Source organism: Leisingera sp. ANG59, from assembly GCF_013317235.1.
In the GTDB taxonomy this organism is placed as follows: domain Bacteria; phylum Pseudomonadota; class Alphaproteobacteria; order Rhodobacterales; family Rhodobacteraceae; genus Leisingera.
The window spans coordinates 174840-193848 of sequence record NZ_WLCM01000004.1; the positions used below are offsets into that span (position 1 = coordinate 174840).

Below are 19009 nucleotides of genomic sequence, written 5' to 3' on the forward strand. Positions count from 1 at the left end.
CATAAACAATCGGAGTCCGCCCCCGGTGCGCCGTAGCAGTGGCGCGCGTAATGGGCGGAATTTCTGCGGAGAGAATGTCCTGGGGGCTGGTCAAACTGAACTGACCGGAACCGGGAATTTTTTCGCGATAGTGCCGGTGCCGCCCGGCCATGAGTGAGGAAGAACCTGAATGACCAAGTCGAAGAAGCTCGAATTCCGCCCCAATGATTATGTGGTCTATCCGGCGCATGGCGTCGGACAGATCATCTCGATCGAGGAGCAGGAAGTGGCGGGCTTTGCGCTGGAGCTTTTCGTGATCACCTTTGAAAAGGACAAGATGACCCTGCGGGTGCCGACCAACAAGGCAACTGAAGTGGGCATGCGCTCTCTGAGCTCGCCGGATGTGATTGCCCAGGCGATGAAGACGCTCAAGGGCAAGGCCAAGGTGAAGCGCGCCATGTGGTCGCGCCGTGCCCAGGAGTATGAGCAGAAGATCAACTCTGGCGATCTGATCTCAATCGCAGAGGTGGTGCGCGACCTGCACCGCACTGACGACCAGCGCGAGCAGAGCTATTCCGAGCGCCAGCTGTACGAAGCCGCGCTGGAGCGCCTGACCCGCGAAGTGGCCGCGGTCTCCGGAAACGACGAAATCGCGGCTGCCAAGCAGGTGGACGAGGTACTGACCTCCCGCGCTGCGTGACGCCTGCGTTGAACTAGGATTGAGGGGCCGTGCCTGAAGGGGCGCGGCCCTTTTGGTGTTTGAAAGTTTCTTAGCTGTAAATTGCAAGCAAGGTAAGCAAGCCGGTGATCTCGGCCGCTTGCTGTGAGGCGCCAAGGATGTCACCGGTCTGGCCTCCGATTTTGGCCTTGGCCAGCGCGCCCAGCCCGGAAGCGGCGGTCCCCATCGCCAGGGCTGCACCAAAGGCCGCACCGCCGATCAGCAGCAGCGACAGGGAAATGGCCAGCCCGGCGGCGAGCAGGCAGGGCAGGGCGCGGGGGCGGCCCACGGTCTGCGACAAGCCTGCGGACCGGGCGTTCGGCAACGCGGCCATCAGTGCGGGCATCACCGCCCGGCTCAGCATTGCCAGCGCCAGCAGCGGCCAGACGCCGGCAACCGCAAACAGCGCTGTCAGAGCGCTCCAGCGCAAGCCGAAGCCCAGAATCAGCGCAATCACCCCATAGGCGCCAATGCGGCTGTCCTTCATGATTTCCAGCCGCTGCTCGCGGCTGAAGCCGCCCCAGAGGCCGTCTGCGGTGTCGGCCAGCCCGTCCTCATGCATCGCGCCGGTCAGCATCACCTGAACCGCCAGCGCCAGCCCAGCGGCCACCGTTTCGGGCAGGCCGGCTGCAAGTGCCAGCGCGGCCAGCAGCGCTGCGGGAAGGGCAACTGCCAGCCCCGCCAGCGGAAACGCCCAGACCGCCTTGGCCTGGCGCTGGAATGCCTTTGGCGGCAGAGCTGGCAGCGGCAGCCGGGTGAGGAGCACCAGTGCCAGCAGGATGTCTTTTGCCTGGATGTCGTTTTTTCGCATTTGCGGGCCTATTGCAGTGCTTGCGGCGAAGCGGTCAGCGGTTAAACAGGGTCAATCCGCTTTATCCGCGTCCACCACTCAGATGCAACGAGGCTTTCACATGCTGCCAGAGCTTTCCTCCCTTGATGATTTCCGCGCCGCACTTGCTCGCGCGCCTGCCCAGGACCAGACGGCTGCGGCTGGCGCGGCGGCACGCAATGGCCAGCTGACGAAACCGCCGGGAGCGCTGGGGCGGCTGGAGGATCTGGCGATCTGGTACGGCGGCTGGCGCGGCAGCGACCGGCCTGAAATCACCGCGCCCCAGTTGATTGTCTTTGCGGGCAACCATGGCGTCATGGCGCAGGGGGTTTCCGCCTTCCCGGCAGAAGTGACCGAGCAGATGGTGATCAATTTCGAACACGGGGGCGCCGCGGTCAATCAGCTGGCCAAACTGGCAGGCGCCCGCATGGATGTGCATGCGCTGGAGCTGGACCGCCCGACCGCTGATTTCACCCAAGAGCCGGCGATGAGCCAGGACGACCTGCTGGCGGCGCTGAAGGCCGGCTGGGATGCGGTCGACCCGAGCGCGGATCTGCTGGTGGTTGGCGAAATGGGCATCGGCAACACCACGCCCGCTGCGGCGCTGGCCTGTGCCCTGTTCGGCGGTGATGCAGGGGATTGGACCGGCCGCGGCACCGGCGTCGATGATGCGGGGCTGGCAAACAAGACCCGGGTGGTGGGCGAAGGCGTGGCACTGCACCGGAAGGCGATCCGCGACGGGCTGGACGCGCTGGCCTGCCTGGGCGGACGTGAGATTGCTGCCATGGCCGGAGCGATTGCTGCCGCCCGTGTGCTGCGCATTCCGGTCATTCTGGACGGTTACATCTGCTGCGCAGCGGCAGCTTGCCTGCTGCAAACCGCAGACGGGGCGCTGGACCACACGGTCGCGGGCCACCAGAGCGCCGAAAGCGCCCATCCGGCTCTGCTGGCGAAACTGGGCAAGGAGCCGCTTTTGTCGCTGGGGCTCCGCTTGGGGGAAGGGTCCGGCGCGGCGCTGGCGATTCAGGTGCTGAAAGGCGCTGTTGCCTGCCATAGTGGCATGGCCACCTTCGCTGAGGCAGGGGTATCGGACGGCTGACCCCCCGGCGTTCAGGCGCTAAAGGTAAGTTAGCCCCGGCTTGTGCCGGGGCATTTTTTATTCTGCGGCTTCCGAGGATCTCTTGCGCTTGCGTTCGGCCATCTCGAAGATCGCGCTTTCGATGGCTTTCTCCAGCTCCCGCGCCCGCTCGATATAGGCCTGGTTCTGGCTGGCGGGTACGCCAGGCATCCAGTGCTGCGCGAGGTCACGCAGGTTCTGGCGGTCATGGTTGTAGAAAGTTTGCGCCGCCTGCGCAGCCTCATATTCACTGAGGCCGACATTTTCGAGCACATAGCGGCCTGCGCGAACAGAGCTGTCGAACAGCTCGCGCACGATATCGTCGGCACCGGCCTGGTACAGTTCATAGACGTGGTTGCGGTCCTTGGCGCGGGCGATGATGTGCAGGTCGGGATAGGCGCGGCGCACATAGGATACCATCTTGACCACGCCCTCAGGATCATCCAGCGCCACCACAAACACCTTTGCCTTGGCGATGCCCGCGGCCTTCAGCAGCTCGGGCCGGGTCGGGTCGCCCAGGAAGCTTTTGACCCCGAAGCGGCGCATCAGCTGCACCGCCTCCATATCGTGGTCCAGCACCACGGTCTTGAAGCCGCTGGCCTGCACCAGCCGGTTGACGATCTGCCCGAACCGGCCGATGCCCGCGATAATCACCGGGCCTTCCTCGTCGATCTCGTCGGGTTCAGGTTCTTGAAGCGGTTCGCCCATGCGCTTGGACAGCAAGTCATAGGCGATGAACAGCAGCGGGGTGATCAGCATCGACAGGGCGATCACCAGCAGCAGTTTTTCCGACAGCGCCGCCGGCAGGACGTTGAGCTGGGTGGAAAACGCCAGGAGCACGAAGCCGAATTCACCGGCCTGCGCCAGGCTGAGGGTGAACAGCCACAGCCGGCGCCGGCGCAGGCCGAAGGCACGGCCAACAATAAACAGCACCACACCCTTGGCGAAGATCACCAAGAGGGCCAGCCCGATCAGGTCGCCGGGATCGGCCAGGAACTGGCGGTAGTTGATGCCGGCGCCCACGGTGATGAAGAACAGTCCGAGCAGAAGCCCCTTGAAAGGGTTGAGGTCGCTCTCCATCTCGTGCCGGAATTCTGAGTTAGCAAGCACCACACCCGCCAGGAAGGCACCAAGCGCCGGAGATAGGCCGACAAGGGTCATCACGAAGGAGATGCCAACCACGATCATCAGCGCCAGCGCAGTGTACATTTCGCGCAGGTTGGAGGCGTGGATGAAGCGGAACAGGGGCCGGGTCAGATAGATGCCTGCCAGAATGATGAAGGCGATCGCAGCCAGGGTCACCAGCGCCACGGCCCAGCCGGGCAGCCCGTCGACCAGTGACAGCGAGCCATGGCCGCCGCCGTGCCCGCCCACCCCCTCACGGCTGATCGAACCGTCGGCAGAGAATTGCGGGATGGCGTATGTGCCCAGAAGCGGCAGGAAGGCGAGAATCGGAATCACCGCGATATCCTGCGTCAGCAGCACCGAGAATGCCGCGCGGCCGCCACCGGTCTGCATCAGCCCCTTTTCCGAAAGCGTCTGCAGCACAATTGCAGTGGAGGAGAGAGACAGCGCCAGGCCGATAGCTAGGCTGACATGCCAGTTTTCGCCGGCCAGCATGGCTGCGCCCATCAGGACGACGGTCGAGGCCGCAACCTGCATGCCGCCGAGGCCGATCAGCTTGTCCCGCATCGCCCAAAGCGCGCGCGGCTCCAGCTCCAGCCCGATCAGGAACAGCATCATCACCACGCCGAACTCGGCAAAATGGCGCAGATCTTCGGTTTCGGCGCCGGTCAAGCCGAGCACAGGGCCAATCGCGATGCCGGCCGCGAGGTAGCCCAGAACCGAGCCCAGCCCAAGACGTGCCGCCAGCGGCACCGCGATGACCGCGGCACCCAGGTAAATTGTCGCCTGATAGAAAAACTCTTCCATAAAACAGGTATCGCAAGCCTGCCGGTGCCTTGGCAATGGCTTTGCAGCCGCGGGGCAGGCTGTTATGGCAATAGAGCGCCTGCGTGGCGCTACTGCTCCAGCATACGGATGTCTTCGCTGAGCTTTGCGATCCGGTCCAGCCGCCGCGAAATACGTTCCTGGAAGCCGCCAAGCTGGTCGATGATGTCAGCTAGGGTTTCGCCGGAGTCAGTCAGCCGCGCGCTTTCAATCTTGAGCAGCACCCGCGTAGAGCTGAGCCCCAGGAAGTGGCGGTGCATGATCTGGCAGGCGCCAGTGATGCGCGCGGCTTCCTCGTCCACTTCCTTCATGCCGTCCTCAGACCGTTTCACCTGCTCCTTCACCAGGTCACTCAGAATCTTGCGCTCGGATTCCATGTCGGCGTTGCCGAGTTCGCGACGTTCCTTCTGAAGCTGGTTGTCGCATTCTATAAGTACGCGTGCCATGCCTTCGACAAACAGGCTGTCGTTCACCGACGACTTGATCTTGGCGAAGTTGCTGTTCTCTCCCATCACATGGGCGCCGAACCAATCGGACATCTGCCGAGACATGGCGCCATAGTTCTGGGACAGGACTGTCACAGGGCCGCCCGAAGGTTCGATGCGTGAGGCCAGCACCCGCAGGTTATGCGGGATGGTGTGCATGGCATCGAAATCGGCAATCAGCCCATCGGTTTCCTCTGCCAGTTTTTCGGCATCCTGCAGCATGCCTGTCAGCTCTTGAATCCGGGCATGCGGCTGGTTTCCCAGCCCTTGATCCCGCGCGATCAGTTCCTGGCTGAGAGCATGGGCTGCAAATTGATGATAGTTCTCATAGCCTCGGCCTTTGAGCCAGTTGAGCAGGTACTGGGCGCTTTCCTCAGGCTTGACGCCTTCTTCCTTTTCACGCTTCAGCATTTTGGCGTAAAGGCCGCGCACATCATCGAACAGTTTGCTGCTCGGTTTGATGCGGGCAGACAGATAGCCGTCCTGACAGGGGACCACCACGGCGAACACCCAGTAATACAGTCCGTCCTTGGCCTTGTTCTTGACGTAGGCGCCAATGCTTTCACCGCGCTGGATCGTCTCCCAGAATAGCGAGAATACACCCTTGGGCATGTCCGGGTGGCGGATCACCTTGTGCGGCGCACCAGTCAGCTCTTCCCAGGAATAGGCGCCGACGCGGCGGAACACATAGTTTCCGGCCCGGATCACCCCCCGGCTGTCGGTTCGGGAGAAAAACACCTCATTGAGGCCAAATGGGGCCTCGCCGCTGGTTGGGCGGGTTTCAACGCGGCGGTCGACAAAGGACACGGAAGGTTCCACTTTGGGTTACAATAGTCGTTGCCGCATCTTTAGGATCAAATCCTTCCCAGCTGGTTAAGTCGGCAGCGGCGCGTCGCGTTTTAACTGTGCCATCACGATCTGGCTCTGAACCCTCGCAACGCCGGGATGAGGCAGCAGAATCTCGTGTATCAGCGTATTCAGTGCCTGCAAGTCGGTACAGTAGACGCGCAGCAGGTAATCGGCCTCGCCGGTCATCGTCCAGGCTGAAGTGATTTCCGGCTGGCTGGCCACCAGCCTGGCGAATCCCTTTGACTGTTCCGGTCCGTGGCTGCTGAGGTGCACCTGCACGAACCCTTGTACGGCGAGTCCCAGTTTGGTTGGGTTCAGCCGGGCGGCGTAGCCCTCGATGTAGCCTTCTACTTCCAGCCTCTGCCGCCGCCGGCCGGCTTGACTGGGTGACAGGTTCAGCAATTCGCCCAACTCCTGCGCGGTCAGGTGGGCATTTTTCTGCAGCGCTGCGAGCAGCTTGGTATCGGTTGGGTCCAGCATGCGTGTTTTCACCTCTTTTTTGCATAATGGTGCGGAAATCGCGCTTATTTCAAGTTCCTGGCGCGAAAGTATGCGGAAAACCTGCAGCCGATATGCGGTATTCTTGATTCAAGAATTCACATTGTCCTGAATGGCATGAAGGAGACGCGCTATGGGTCCGTTCCCGCACAACGCCCCGAAATCCGAGATCACTCCGGAAAACCCGGCTGGCACAGATGGCTTTGAATTTGTTGAGTTTGCCAGCCCGGAGCCGGAAGAACTGCGCGCACTGTTTGCTCGCATGGGATACGAACTGGTGGGCCGCCGTAAGGGCCAGCCTTTGGTGGAGCTGTGGCAGCAGGGGGATGTCACCTACATCCTGAATGCTGATCCGGAGAGCTTTGCCGCGAAATTCGTGGATGAACACGGCCCCTGCGCCCCGGCGATGGGCTGGCGGGTTGCCGATGCGCAGAAAGCCTTCGAACATGCAGTGTCCAAGGGCGCGGAGGCATATGAGGGCCCGGGAAAGGTCATGGATGTGCCCGCGATCAAGGGTATCGGCGGTTCGCTGATTTACTTCATCGACCAGTATTACGACACCTCGCCCTACAATACCGGTTTCGAATGGCTGAAGCAGTCCAAGCCGCGCGGCGACGGCTTCTATTACCTCGATCACCTGACCCACAATGTCTACAAGGGCAACATGGACAAGTGGTTCAAGTTTTATGAGGAACTGTTCAATTTCAAGGAGATCCGCTTCTTTGATATCCAGGGTAAATACACCGGCCTGTTCAGCCGCGCGCTGACCTCGCCCTGCGGCCGCATCCGGATCCCGATCAACGAGGACCGCGGCGAGACCGGGCAGATCGTGTCCTACCTCAAGAAGTACAACGGCGAAGGCATCCAGCATATCGCGGTCGGCACCGAGGACATCTATGCCAGCACCGATGCGATTGCCGAAAAGGGCCTGAAGTTCATGCCCGGCCCGAACGATGCATACTACGAAATGTCCAGGGAGCGGGTGCACGGCCATGATGAGCCGATTGACCGCATGAAGAAGCACGGCATCCTGATCGACGGCGAAGGCGTGGTGGATGGCGGCGAGACCCGCATCCTGCTGCAGATTTTCTCGAAAACAGTCATCGGCCCGATCTTCTTCGAGTTCATCCAGCGCAAGGGCGACGACGGCTTCGGCGAAGGCAACTTCAAGGCGCTGTTTGAATCGATCGAGCGCGAGCAGATCGAAAGCGGCGAGATCCACGCAGCGGAATAAGCGCTGGCTGACAAACTGGCTAAGCCGGGCCTGTCATGCAGGCCCGGCTTTTTTACGGCTTGGTTATCCGGCTAGAAATTGCAGGCGGGCAACAGTGCTGATGCTTGCCATGCAGCAGGCATTCCTGGAATGCCCATCGCCGTAAGATTCCGAAGGCACTTGTTTTGCGCCCTTAGCCCTTGGGCATTGTAAGGGTGCGGTTGCGGCCGCCCTTCTGATATTGCAGCTGGCTTTCACCAATGGCAATCACCCGGCCGCCGTCGATGCGGTCGCCAACCTGCACTTTCTTGTAGCGGCCCGAGGGCAGGCGCACCAGGGCGCGGCGGTTGGCTGCTGTGCCATAGACTCCGATCAGGTTCAGCTTGCGCAGGTTGATCGCGTTGTTGACGGTGGCGCGGCGTGCGACGGAGGCGCTTGTCGGTATACGCGGCGCCGCCGCGGCTGCGGCCGCAGGCACGGCAGCGGCAATCTGGACCTGGTTCTGCGCATTGCGGCGGGCGCGGTCGACCAGATTAGCGAAATTGGCAGGACGGCCGCGCGGCACAACCGAAGACGCGATGGCCTGTGCCGTGACCGGCAGCTCTTCCTCTTCTGCCGGTTTCAGGCTTGCGGGACGCTGGCGCGGGCGCAGGCTGGCCAGTTCGGCGCGGCTGAGGCCGCCGTTCTGGGCCCGCTCCACCTGTTCCGCCAGATCAGCAGGCCGGGCCTTGGGCCGCTTGCGCGACAGCACCTGATTTCGGGCGGCTTCTTCTGCCAGCGCTTCGGCTGCCGGGTCGCTGCGGTCCGGTGCAGGCGGCGGCGCCTTATTGGGGCGGCCAAGGTAAACGGTGATGCCGTCTGGATTCACCGCCCCTTCCGGTGTTGCCTTGACCAGTCCGCGTTCATCCAAATCAAAGGCTGACCCTGCCGCAGCAGGAGACGCAACGGCGGACGGCACGTCATCCTGATCATAGGACCGAGGATCTGGCAGTGCCACGGCGTCAGCGGCGAATTCGGTCGGGTCGACAGACGCCGTGTATAGCTCATCCAGACCGGGAGCCGCCGGGATGCCGTCGAGCTCCGGCGCCACGGGCCAGATCCCCGTCGCTGCATAGCGCGCGGCCAGGGCCAGTTCATCCATGTGGGGGGATTCGGGGGGGCGCGCGGCGCCAGACTGCAGGGCTTCCGGATCGAGGAAAGCAGTATCGGTTCCTTCCTCCGGCGGTTCGGCACCGTCGGCAGCGGCCTCATCCTCGGCTGTGGGTTCCTCATCTGCGCTGCTGAGTTCGGGGAACCCAGCATTGTTGAGGCCAGGGTCAGGCTGATCCGCCAGCACACTGACCTGCGGTGCGATATCCTCAGCAGGCCCAGAGGCGCTGGAAAGCGGCGCTGAAGCGGTTTCGCCAGTGCTGATGGCAGGGGCAGGCGGAAGGTCGCTGTCGGATTCGGTCAGCGCGGCAAGAAAACTGTCCTCGCGGAACAGCGTCCAAGCGGCAATAGCCGCCAGGACCAGCGCCGCTGCGAGGGCGAAGCCAAGCGAGCGCCGCTTGCCGCCAGCTGCAGCCTTGCGGTCCGGCGCAGTTTCCGGTGGCCGGGCGTGCGCGGCAGGGGACGGCGCGCGCAAGGCGGCTGGAGCGGGCGGAATCGTCCCAGGCAGTCCGGCCTTTTCCTCCCCGGAGGCGGCACTTGCCGGCCCCAGCGGTTTTACCGCTGCAGGCTTCGCCGCGCTGGAACTTCTGTCAGTCAGGACAAAAGGTGCTGGTTTCGCTGCAGGGGGAGACCCGGCGGGAGAACTCCCTTCTGTGCGCTGCCTTTGTCCCGGCACCGGGGAGCTGGTGGTTTCTGGTGCGTCCGGCTTGGTCATTTCCGGAGAAGGAGCGGGCGGCGCAGGCGGGAGCGGCCGGCTTGCGGTTTTTGCAGCAGGCATTTGCTGTTCGGAGTTCGCGTCAGTGGCAGCTTCCAGCGGGGGCTGCGGGTCCGGCGCGTCCGCGCAGTCCGGCTCCGCGCCGGTTTCAGGTGTTTCTTCCGCTTCTGACGTTTCCTCGGCAGGTGCGGTTGGACTGGGCGCGTGTTCAGGCTCAACCGCGGCAGCAATCTGGTCTTCGGCGCCGTTGTCTGGCACAGGACCGGGCAGCTGGACCGCACCGATTACCTTGATCGCGTTGCTGTCGGGTTCAACCTCGGTTCCCCGGATTGCTCGGGTGGTGCCAAAGAACGGTTCTCCCTGAAACCCCCCGTCCTCCGGCACAGCCACGAAACTTGCAGGTCCGAAGCCATGCTCAACCGCAAAGGTCTCTGCCTCATCCAGAGTTTCCAGCGCCACTGCGGCCACATGGGTTACATCGCCGTCAGCGCAAATATCAAAGGCCAGTTCATCCACCGGATAAGGCGTGGCGCCTTCCAGCGCCTGCCGCGCCGCTTCAATCCGTTCTCCGGCGTGCAGGCTGCCGGTTTCAATGCTCAGAAAACGGATCTGGTCATTGGGCAGGATCAGCTTGCTGTAAATCCCTTCCGGTGCCAGCCGCAGAGCGTCGGCGCGCATTGCAGCCAGTGCTGCGGGAAGGTCCTCGGTGTCAAACGGTGTGCTGGCGACACTCCTCCAGCCGTCCTTGGCGCGGTAGATCAGTGCGATCCCGTCGGCGGAAAGCGAAAGAGCAAAGGCCGGTTTCATGCTTTGGGTCAATCCATCCGAATCCATACTGCCCGGCCGCGCCTGGCGCGTCCGGTGTTTTGCCGCGGACCTTAAAGCAGGAACCTGCCGAGTAAAAGGAAAAGACAATTCCAGGCTCTTGCGGGCGGCGGTTTGCCGTCCCCATGTAAGGGCATTGGGAAAAGGAGCTTTTCAGTATGAAGGCAAAGAAACTTCTGGCAGCCGCACTTATGCTGTCGATGAGCACAGGCGCCCTGGCCGCCAGCGAAACGGTGCCGCCGCGTCAGATCACTGTAATCGGTGAAAGCACCCTGAACGTGTCGCCCGAGCTGGCAATGATCACCCTGGGCGTGACGGAGGAGGCCGAGGAGGCTGCCGCCGCCATGGCTGCCGTTTCAGAGGCTATGGCAGCAGTTATTACCCGGCTCAAGGAGGCTGGCATCGCCGCTGAGGACCTGCAGACCCAGCAGATTTCCATGCGCCCCGTCTGGTCGCAGGACCGCTCTTATGACAGCGGCGGGCGGCGCGAGATTACCGGTTTTGAGGCCTCGAACACTCTGATGGTACGGGTGCGCGATCTGGACGGTCTTGGGCCGGTTCTGGACAAGGTTCTGGCTGCAGGCGCGAACCGGTTCCAGGGCTTGAGCTTCGGTGTGTCTGATCCCGCCGCCGTGATTGACCGGATCCGCGGCGAGGCGGTCAAAGATGCCATCCAAAAGGCTCAGCAGCTGGCGGACGCTGCGGGCATGGAGCTGGGACCGGTGCGCACGATCACAGAGCACGGCGGTGGCGGCGGTCGTCCGATGATGGCAATGGAAATGGCCCGCAGCGACGCGATGCCGATCGAGGCCGGGGAGCTGAGTTTTACCCACAATGTCTCGGTTGTCTTCGACATGGCGGTGCCGGGCGGCGAGTAACATAAGAAACAAAAAAGGCCGGGCAGGGGCCCGGCCTTTCTATTGGGATGGAACAGGCCTCAGCCGCAGGCTTTGGCCAACGCTTGATCCAGGTCACGGATCAGATCGTCCGAATCTTCGATGCCGATGGAGACGCGGACCACATTCGGGCCGGCGCCTGCCGCTTCCTGCTGTTCCGGGGTCAGCTGCCGGTGAGTGGTCGAGGCAGAGTGGATGATCAGCGAGCGGGTATCGCCGAGGTTGGCCACATGGCTGAAGATCTCCAGCGAATCCACCAGCTTGACGCAGGCCTCATAGCCGCCCTTGACCGCAAAGGTGAAAAGGCCGCCGGTGCCCTTGGGATAGCAGGCCTGGGCGCGCTCGAAATAGGGAGAGGACGGCAGACCGGCATAAGTGACATACTCGACGCGGCTGTCGTTCTCCAGCCATTCGGCCACCTTGCGGGCGTTCTCGCAGTGCTTTTGCATCCGCAAGCTGAGGGTCTCGATGCCCATCAGCGTGTAATGCGCCGCCTGCGGGTTCATCGTCATGCCGAGGTCACGCAGCCCGATGGCGATGCCGTGGAAAGTATAGGCCAGCGGCCCGAAAGTCTCATGGAACTTGAGCCCGTGATAGGCGGTTTCCGGCTCCGACAGGGAGGGGAATTTGTTATTTGCAGACCAGTCGAACTTGCCGCTGTCGACAATGCAGCCGCCGGTCACGGTGCCATTGCCGGTCAGGTACTTGGTAGTGGAATGCACCACCAGCGTCGCGCCATGCTCGATCGGGCGGCACAGGTAGGGGGTGGCAGAGGTGTTGTCAACGATCAGCGGGATGCCGGCGCCGTCGGTGATATCAGCCAGCGAACGGATATCGGTCACATAGCCGCCGGGGTTGGCCACGGATTCGCAGAACACCGCGCGGGTGTTTTCGTCAATAGCTGCCTTAACCGCCTCCAGATCATCGGTATCGACGAATTTCGCTGACCAGCCGAAGCGCTTGATGGTCTGGCTGAACTGGGTCACCGTGCCGCCGTAAAGCCGGGTCGAAGCCACCACGTTGCAGCCCGGAGCCATCAGCGGGAACAGCGCCATGATCTGCGCCGCGTGGCCGGAGGAGCAGCAGACCGCACCGACGCCGCCCTCAAGCGTCGCCAGGCGTTCCTGCAGCACTGCGACGGTGGGGTTGGTCAGCCGCGAATAGATGAAGCCGACTTCCTGAAGATTGAACAATGCCGCAGCGTGTTCGGCATCGCGGAACACATAGGCGGTGGTCTGGTAGATCGGCGTCTGCCGCGCGCCGGTAGCCGGGTCCGGCTTGGCGCCAGCGTGAATTTGCAAGGTGTCAAAACCATAGGACGGGGCGTCGGTCATCTGTATGTCTCCGTGAAGGGTCTTTTGTTGCGCGCACCTCAGCATGGCTGCACGCGGAAGGCAATCGCACGAATGCCGCAGCGGAAGCCTGCTGCGAATTTCCGGCCGTCTTGCACCGCTGTGACCCTTGGAGGTTGTTCAAGGGCCGGCTCCTTGGCCAAAGGTATCGCTCCAGAACTTGAGCAGCAGCGCGCGCCGGTTGGCATCAAGCGCTACCAGCAGGGATGGTGACAGGGGGATGTTTCTGCGGGCGCTGGCGGTAAGCCCGGATTCGGCGTCTGCGATCTGGGTGACAAGTCCAGCCTGGGCCAGCAGATCCTGCGCCTCTGTGCTCAGCAGGAAATCGAGAAAGTCAGCAGCTGTTTTCTTATGCTTGGCATGCCGCGGGATCATGTAGGCGCGGGACAGGACCAGCGTGTAGTCCTCGGGCAGGATGAGGCCGACCTCCGGTGCGGATGCATTTGCGACGTAGGATCCTAAGACGTTGTAGGCAATCAGAAACCGGCCTTCCGCCACGCCTGAGATAATTTCGGCAGAACAGCAGGTGGCAACGGCATCAACCCGGGCGAAACCTTCCATCAGAGCGCCGAATGTTGTCGCCTCGAGGCTGTCGCTGAAAGCAAACAGATAGCCGAGCCCTGAAACAGCGATGTCATAGGTGGCGATCCTGCCGCGGTAGAGGCCGGGTTCGGCGCGCAGCGCGTCGAGCAGGGCAAAGCGGCTGCGCGGCACCTCGGCGCCGTCAAGCAGCCGCTTGTTGTAGACGATCACCGCCGGTTCTGTGGTAATACCCCACAGCTCGTCGCGCCAGCGCCGCGACGGCGGCAGCGCCAGTGCCGCGGGTGAGCGGTGCGGCTGCGCACAGGCCGCGTTGACCAGCCAGACCATCTGCTGCACGGCCGAGGACAGCACCGCATCGGCAGGCTGGCTGCCATCCCGGCAATCGGCGCGGCTCCGGGCAAAAAGCGCGTTTGAGCCCCATTGCTCGTAGGTGATTGTCAGGTCCGGGTTCAAATCCGCAAAGCGTTTCATGACCGGTTGAATGATGCTGTTGTCGGTGGTGGAGCGGATCAGAAAAGGCACCGGGCCGCTGCCATACCGCACGGTCGCCTCCTGCGCGGCGGCCGAAACAGGCAGCAGCGCGGCAATGAGCGACAGCATCTGCCAGGCCCGCATCATGTTCCAGCCTCCGCGGCGGGCAGGACCAGCGCAGCGCGGAAGCCGCCTCCCTCGTGTCCCATCTCTACCCGGCCGCCAAAGGCAGCGGCCACGGAGTTCACGATCGACAAGCCGATGCCGGTGCTGTTTTCCTGGGCGTCGGCACTGCGGTTGAAGCGGCTGCCAAGCTGCGCGGTGACCTCAGGCGCCGGGCCGGGGCCGGCATCGCGCACCCACAGGATGGCATCGCCGCCGCGTTGCTCTGCACCTATGGCCACTGGCGGAGTGCCGTGCCTGAGCGCATTGACCAGCAGGTTGCCGGCCGCCTCGCCAAGTGAAAATGCATCGGCGCGCACCATCACCGGGTCCACGCCGATCTCCAGCCGCAGATCGCTGCCTGGGGACAGCAGTGCGTGGTCGTTGCGCTCCATGATCTCCAGTGCAACTTCGCGCAGGTCGACGGGCAGGCGCGGCGCACTGTCAGTGCGATGCACCACCAGCGCGCGGCTGAGGAGCTGATCCAAAAGGCTGCCCAGAGACCGGGTGCGGGCAAGCAGCCGGTCCAATGCGCGGCGGCGGGCGGCTTCGCTGGGCTCGGCAATCGCGGTTTCCGCCTGCACGCGCATTGCAGCGACCGGGGTGCGCAGCTGGTGCGCGGTGTCGGAGATCAGGTTGCGCATCGCCTCGACCTGGCCGTCCAGCCGCCCCATGAACCTATTCATGGAACCCAGCACGACCTGCAGCTCTTGCGGCAGTCGGCCGGTGGCAATCGGAGTCAGGTCGTAGGGGTCACGGCGGGCCAGGTCTTCGGTGATGGCATCCAGCGGCCGCAGGGCGGTGCGGATGACCAGCCAGGCCATAATCACCAACGCCAGCCCGGCCACTGCCATGGGCAAAAGCGCGTCCAGCATCAGGTCCGCTATCATCGCCTTGCGCGCCCGGAGTGTCTGTCCGACCACAACCTCGACTGGACCGGAGAAGCTGCGCTCCGCAAAACGGCGGGTGATCCGTACGAAACGCGCGGGTTCGCCGCTGAGCGCGGCTTCGAAGAAATCCGGCCCGCCGGCTCCGGGCTCTGGCAGCTGGACTTCACTCTCGGGATCGACACCGGTTATGAGCATCTGCCCCGGGCCATGAACGGCATAATAAATGCGGTCGTCGGGTGCCTGTGCAAGCAGCTGGAAAGCTGAGACCGGCAAGTCGGCGACAGGGACCCCCTCCTCGATGCGGACCGACTCGGCAATATCTCTGGCGGCCCCCAGCAGGATGCGGTCATAGGCCTGACGCGCGGCCTGCCGGCCGTTCAGCCAGGCGGAGCCGGACACCAGCATCCCGCCCAAGAGCAGGATCAGCAGCACTGCCCCCAGCACCCGGGCCGCCAGCGTGAGCGGCGCGCGCGGCTCAGTCATTCAGATGCAGCCGGTAACCGACCCCCCGCTGGGTGGCGATGCTGACATCGCTGCCCGCGATCTTCTTGCGCAGGCGCGCGATATAAAGCTCGATCGCGTTTTCGCCAACGTCGGCATCGTCGAAACCATAAAGCGAGTCATAGAGCCGGGACTTGGAGAGGTAGCGGCCCTGGTGGCGGATCAGCATATCCAAAAGCGCCGCCTCCCGCCGGGTCAGCTCCAGCAGACGCCCGTTCAGCCGGGCGCTGCGGTCGCTGGGGGAAAAGGCCAGCGAACCGAGGATGACCTGCTCTTCTTTGCGCTCTGCCTGCCTGCGCACCAGCGCCCGCAGCCGCGCCTCCAGTTCCCGCTGGTCGAAAGGCTTGCCCAGGTAATCATCCGCTCCCTGGTCCAGTGCCGCCACCCGGTCGTCCACAGAGGTCAGCGCGGTCAGCATAAGCACCGGTGCCGGGTCGCCCGCCAGGCGCATTTCGCGCAGCAGCGACAAGCCGGAACCGTCCGGCAGGTTGATGTCGAGGATCACCGCATCATAGCGCTGCACGGCGCGGCAGTCTCGGGCGCTTTCGATGTCCGGCGCCAGATCGCAGACAATGCCGCAGCGGGCCAGGTGTGCAATCACGCCCTCGGCCAGATCCTCTGCATCCTCGACCATCAGGACCCGCATCTTATGGCTCTCCGCTTTGCTGAAACCGGCGACAGGTTGGTGACAGCTTCAATGGGTAAACATGTCTAACCCGCAGGAAAGGGGCTGCCAAAGCGATTTCTTGCAGGGGGATTTCCGGCGCTTGGGAGTGCGCCGGCCATGACCTGAGGAGGAACATATGAAATTCACCGTCACCCGCGGCCTGGTTGCCGCTGCCGCCCTGTCACTGTCTGCCCTTGCCGCCGGCGCGCAGGAAAACCCCGAGTGCATCGCCCCGGCCAACCCGGGCGGCGGCTGGGACTTCACCTGCCGCCAGGTCGGCAAGTCGCTGCAGGATCTAGGGCTGATAGACAAGACCATGCAGGTCGTGAACCTGGCCGGCGGCGGCGGCGGCGTGGCCTTTGCCGAGGTGGTCAACAAGCGCGTGGACGATGGCAACCTGATCGTCGCCGCCTCCAGCGCCACCGCAACCCGCCTGGCGCAGGGCGCCTATCCGGGCAACAGCATGGACCAGGTGCGCTGGCTGGCCTCCATCGGCGCCGACTACGGTGTGATCGCGGTTGCCGCTGACAGCGGCATCGAGACGCTGCCGCAGCTCTTGGACACCATCAAGGCCGATCCGTCCTCGGTCTCTGTCGCCGGCGGCTCTGCGGTTGGCGGCTGGGATCACCTGAAGGTGCTGATCGCGGCCAGTGCCTATGGCATCGAAGATGTGCGCACCGTGAAATACATCGCCTTTGACGGCGGCGGCGAGGCCGTGACCCAGCTGCTGGCCGGGTCGGTGCAGGCCTTTACCGGCGACATTTCCGAAGCCAAGGGATTCGTGGATTCCGGTGATATCAAGGTGATCGCGGTGCTGTCGCCAGAGCGCCTGCCGGGTGAGTTCGCGGATTTCCCGACCGCCAAGGAACAGGGCGTTGATGCCATCGGCGCCAACTGGCGCGGCTTTTATGCGCCGGGCGGCATGTCGGACGAGGCCTATGATGCCTGGGTTTCCAAAATCGGCGATCTCTATGCCTCTGACGAGTGGAAAGACGTAATGGCCGCCAACGGCCTGGCGCCGCTGGACCTGCAGGGCGCCGCGTTCCAGGATTTCGTGGCCGGTTCGGTTGCGCAGATCCAGTCGATTTCCAAAGAGATCGGCATCATCAAGTAACCTGCGCCGGGCCAGCCCGGGAGGAAGCCGCGCAGCCATGCGGCCCCTTCGGCGGGCTGGTCCCGCCTGACACCTGAACTGGAGACCGCCATGAGCGATCGTATCTTCGGTGTCTTCGGCATGATCCTTGCTGCCGGCTATGTCTTTGCCGCGCTTGCGATCGAGGAAAGCTTTCTTTCCGATGCCGTCGGCCCCAAGGCCTTTCCCCTGATCATTGCTGCCATCCTCGGTCTGTCGAGCGCCGTGATCGCGCTGCGCCCGGACCCGGAACCGCATTGGCCCGCCCTGGGACGGCTGGCGGAAGTGGCTGCCGCGGTGGTGGTGCTGATCCTCTATGCCGAGATGCTGCCCGTCGCGGGTTTTGTCATCGCCACCGCCTTTGCCGCCGCCTATCTGGCCTGGCGGCTGGGGTCGGGACCGCTGGAGGCGGCAGCCGTGGGCGCGGGCACTTCCGTTGGCATCTATGTCACCTTTCACCTGATCCTGGGCCTGTCGCTGGCCAAGGGTCCGCTTGGCTTCTGAGGAGGGCGGAACATGGAGCTTCTCGCAAATCTTGGCGACGGTTTTGCCATCGCGCTCAGTTGGCAGAACATAGGCCTGGCGCTGCTGGGGTGTTTCCTGGGAACCATCATGGGCGCGCTGCCCGGGCTGGGGCCGTCGAACGGGGTCGCCATCCTGATCCCGCTGGCCTTTACCATGGGGCTGGGGGCGACGCCCTCGCTGATCCTGCTGACCAGTGTCTACTATGGCGCCATGTACGGCGGGCGCATCAGCTCGATCCTGCTGAATATTCCCGGGGATGAGCCGGCCATGATGACATGCCTGGACGGCCACCCGATGGCCAAGAAGGGGCTGGCGGGCGAAGCCCTGTCGCTGTCGGGCATCGCGTCCTTCGTCGGTGCGTTCCTGGCCACCTGGGGGCTGATCCTGCTGGCACCGCAGCTGGTGAAGATCGCTCTGCTGTTCGGCCCGGCCGAGTATTTCGCCCTGTTCGCGCTGGCTTTCATGACGCTGGGCGGCGTGTCCTCTACCAACCAGGCGAAATCGGCCTTTGCCGCGGCGCTGGGGCTGGGACTGGCAACCATCGGCGTCGATACCCAGACCGGCGTGCCGCGCTTCACCTTCGGTGAGGTGCATCTCTATGACGGGCTTGACTTCCTGGTCGCCATCGTTGGCCTGTTTGCCCTGTCCGAGGTCTTCATCTTCCTGGAAACCCGGCACGGCGGATCGGACGCGGCAGGGCGCAAGCTGACCATCGGCAAGCTCTACCCGCCAATGGCGATGATCCGGCAGACCACCCCGACCATGCTGCGGACGTCCTTCCTCGGGTTCATTGCCGGGGTGCTGCCCGGCGCCGGGGCTTCGCTGGGATCGTTCATCTCCTACTCGATGGAAAAGAAGCTGGTCGACAAGGAGGGCACTTTCGGCACCGGCGATCCGCGCGGCGTGGCAGCGCCCGAGGCCGGCAATAACGCGGCTGCCGGCGGCGCGCTGGTGCCGATGCTGGCACTTGGGGTGCCCGGCTCGGGGACAACCGCAGTTCTGCTGGCGGTGCTGCTGGCACTCAACATCACGCCCGGGCCACTGCTGTTCAGCCAGAACCCGGACGTGGTCTGGGGCCTGATAGCGGCGCTGTTCATTGCCAACTTCATGCTGCTGGCGATGAATATCCCGATGGTTGGGCTGTTCACCCGCGTGCTGATGATCCCGTCTCGGATCCTGATGCCGATTGTGGCGATGGTGAGCTTCGTCGGCATCTACGGCATTTCCGGCAGCACCTTCGATCTGTTGGTGATGATCGGCTTCGGTGTGTTGGGCTGGGTGCTGCGCAAGCTGGATGTGCCGCTGGTGCCGGTCATCCTGGGCACGCTCTTGGGCAACGCGATGGAGAACAACCTGCGCCGTGCGGTGACCATCGACAACGGCAACTGGTGGACCCTTGTGGACAGCCCGCTGTCCATCGCGCTTTGGGCGATAGCGATCATCGGGTTTGTGCTGCCGCTGATCGTCGGTGCGCGAGTAAGGGCCAAGATGCACCAGCGCCAGGACGAGGAAGGCGCGATCAGCGACTGACCAAGCGAGCAGC

General features: G+C 63.6%; 16 protein-coding genes. 7 read left to right on the forward strand and 9 right to left on the reverse strand.

What is annotated here, in order from left to right:
• Nucleotides 1–169: 169 nt before the first annotated feature.
• A complete protein-coding gene (locus GKC28_RS05225) occupies nt 170–679 on the forward strand; it encodes a CarD family transcriptional regulator (protein WP_019294694.1) in 510 nt (169 codons plus the stop codon).
• Between the two features lie 70 nt (nt 680–749).
• On the opposite strand, the gene GKC28_RS05230 is transcribed toward GKC28_RS05225, so the two are convergent.
• Entirely contained in the window at nt 750–1508 is a 759-nt protein-coding gene (locus tag GKC28_RS05230) for an adenosylcobinamide-GDP ribazoletransferase (protein ID WP_174145685.1), read from the reverse strand.
• Nucleotides 1509–1608: 100 nt separating this feature from the next.
• Here GKC28_RS05230 and cobT point away from each other — a divergent pair, with 100 nt between their 5' ends.
• The gene (cobT, locus tag GKC28_RS05235) at nt 1609–2625 is read left to right on the forward strand and encodes a nicotinate-nucleotide--dimethylbenzimidazole phosphoribosyltransferase (protein ID WP_174145687.1); all 1017 of its coding nucleotides are present in this window, start codon (nt 1609–1611) and stop codon (nt 2623–2625) included.
• Between the two features lie 57 nt (nt 2626–2682).
• Here cobT and GKC28_RS05240 read toward each other — a convergent pair whose 3' ends face one another.
• From GKC28_RS05240 to GKC28_RS05250, 3 genes are all read right to left on the reverse strand, one after another.
• Entirely contained in the window at nt 2683–4575 is a 1893-nt protein-coding gene (locus GKC28_RS05240; RefSeq protein WP_174145689.1) for a cation:proton antiporter, read from the reverse strand.
• 89 nt (nt 4576–4664) lie between these two features.
• Nucleotides 4665–5885 carry a PAS domain-containing protein gene (locus tag GKC28_RS05245; RefSeq protein ID WP_174145691.1) on the reverse strand — a complete coding sequence of 407 codons (1221 nt, stop codon included), beginning with the start codon at nt 5883–5885 and terminating at the stop codon, nt 4665–4667.
• 66 nt (nt 5886–5951) lie between these two features.
• Entirely contained in the window at nt 5952–6407 is a 456-nt protein-coding gene (locus GKC28_RS05250) for an Lrp/AsnC family transcriptional regulator (RefSeq protein ID WP_174145693.1), read from the reverse strand.
• Between the two features lie 151 nt (nt 6408–6558).
• On the opposite strand from GKC28_RS05250, the gene hppD reads away from it, so the two are divergent.
• A complete protein-coding gene (hppD, locus tag GKC28_RS05255) occupies nt 6559–7659 on the forward strand; it encodes a 4-hydroxyphenylpyruvate dioxygenase (RefSeq protein WP_174145695.1) in 1101 nt (366 codons plus the stop codon).
• A gap of 172 nt (nt 7660–7831) precedes the next feature.
• Here hppD and GKC28_RS05260 read toward each other — a convergent pair whose 3' ends face one another.
• On the reverse strand, nt 7832–10309 hold the full coding sequence (locus tag GKC28_RS05260) for a hypothetical protein (protein ID WP_174145697.1): 2478 nt from the start codon (nt 10307–10309) through the stop codon (nt 7832–7834).
• A 176-nt stretch (nt 10310–10485) separates the two neighbouring features.
• Here GKC28_RS05260 and GKC28_RS05265 point away from each other — a divergent pair, with 176 nt between their 5' ends.
• On the forward strand, nt 10486–11205 hold the full coding sequence (locus tag GKC28_RS05265) for an SIMPL domain-containing protein (RefSeq protein WP_174145699.1): 720 nt from the start codon (nt 10486–10488) through the stop codon (nt 11203–11205).
• 59 nt (nt 11206–11264) lie between these two features.
• On the opposite strand, the gene GKC28_RS05270 is transcribed toward GKC28_RS05265, so the two are convergent.
• The 4 genes from GKC28_RS05270 to GKC28_RS05285 all read right to left on the reverse strand — a co-directional run bounded on the left by GKC28_RS05270 (nt 11265) and on the right by GKC28_RS05285 (nt 15788).
• Entirely contained in the window at nt 11265–12557 is a 1293-nt protein-coding gene (locus GKC28_RS05270) for an O-acetylhomoserine aminocarboxypropyltransferase/cysteine synthase family protein (protein WP_174145701.1), read from the reverse strand.
• Nucleotides 12558–12695: 138 nt separating this feature from the next.
• The gene (locus GKC28_RS05275) at nt 12696–13736 is read right to left on the reverse strand and encodes an ABC transporter substrate-binding protein (RefSeq protein WP_174145703.1); all 1041 of its coding nucleotides are present in this window, start codon (nt 13734–13736) and stop codon (nt 12696–12698) included.
• Nucleotides 13733–15124 (reverse strand): sensor histidine kinase, encoded by a 1392-nt coding sequence (locus GKC28_RS05280; protein WP_174145705.1) that lies wholly within the window; start codon nt 15122–15124, stop codon nt 13733–13735. The genes GKC28_RS05275 and GKC28_RS05280 overlap by 4 nt, the downstream gene beginning before the upstream one ends.
• On the reverse strand, nt 15117–15788 hold the full coding sequence (locus GKC28_RS05285) for a response regulator transcription factor (RefSeq protein ID WP_174145707.1): 672 nt from the start codon (nt 15786–15788) through the stop codon (nt 15117–15119). The genes GKC28_RS05280 and GKC28_RS05285 overlap by 8 nt, the downstream gene beginning before the upstream one ends.
• A 157-nt stretch (nt 15789–15945) precedes the next feature.
• Between GKC28_RS05285 and GKC28_RS05290 the strand changes: the two genes are divergently transcribed.
• The 3 genes from GKC28_RS05290 (at nt 15946) to GKC28_RS05300 (ending at nt 18996) form a co-directional block, all read left to right on the forward strand.
• Nucleotides 15946–16923: a tripartite tricarboxylate transporter substrate binding protein gene (locus GKC28_RS05290; protein ID WP_174145709.1), complete on the forward strand. Its 978-nt coding sequence runs from the start codon at nt 15946–15948 to the stop codon at nt 16921–16923.
• A 90-nt stretch (nt 16924–17013) separates the two neighbouring features.
• Nucleotides 17014–17445 (forward strand): tripartite tricarboxylate transporter TctB family protein, encoded by a 432-nt coding sequence (locus GKC28_RS05295; RefSeq protein WP_174145711.1) that lies wholly within the window; start codon nt 17014–17016, stop codon nt 17443–17445.
• Between the two features lie 12 nt (nt 17446–17457).
• Nucleotides 17458–18996 (forward strand): tripartite tricarboxylate transporter permease, encoded by a 1539-nt coding sequence (locus tag GKC28_RS05300; RefSeq protein ID WP_174145713.1) that lies wholly within the window; start codon nt 17458–17460, stop codon nt 18994–18996.
• Nucleotides 18997–19009: the final 13 nt, after the last annotated feature.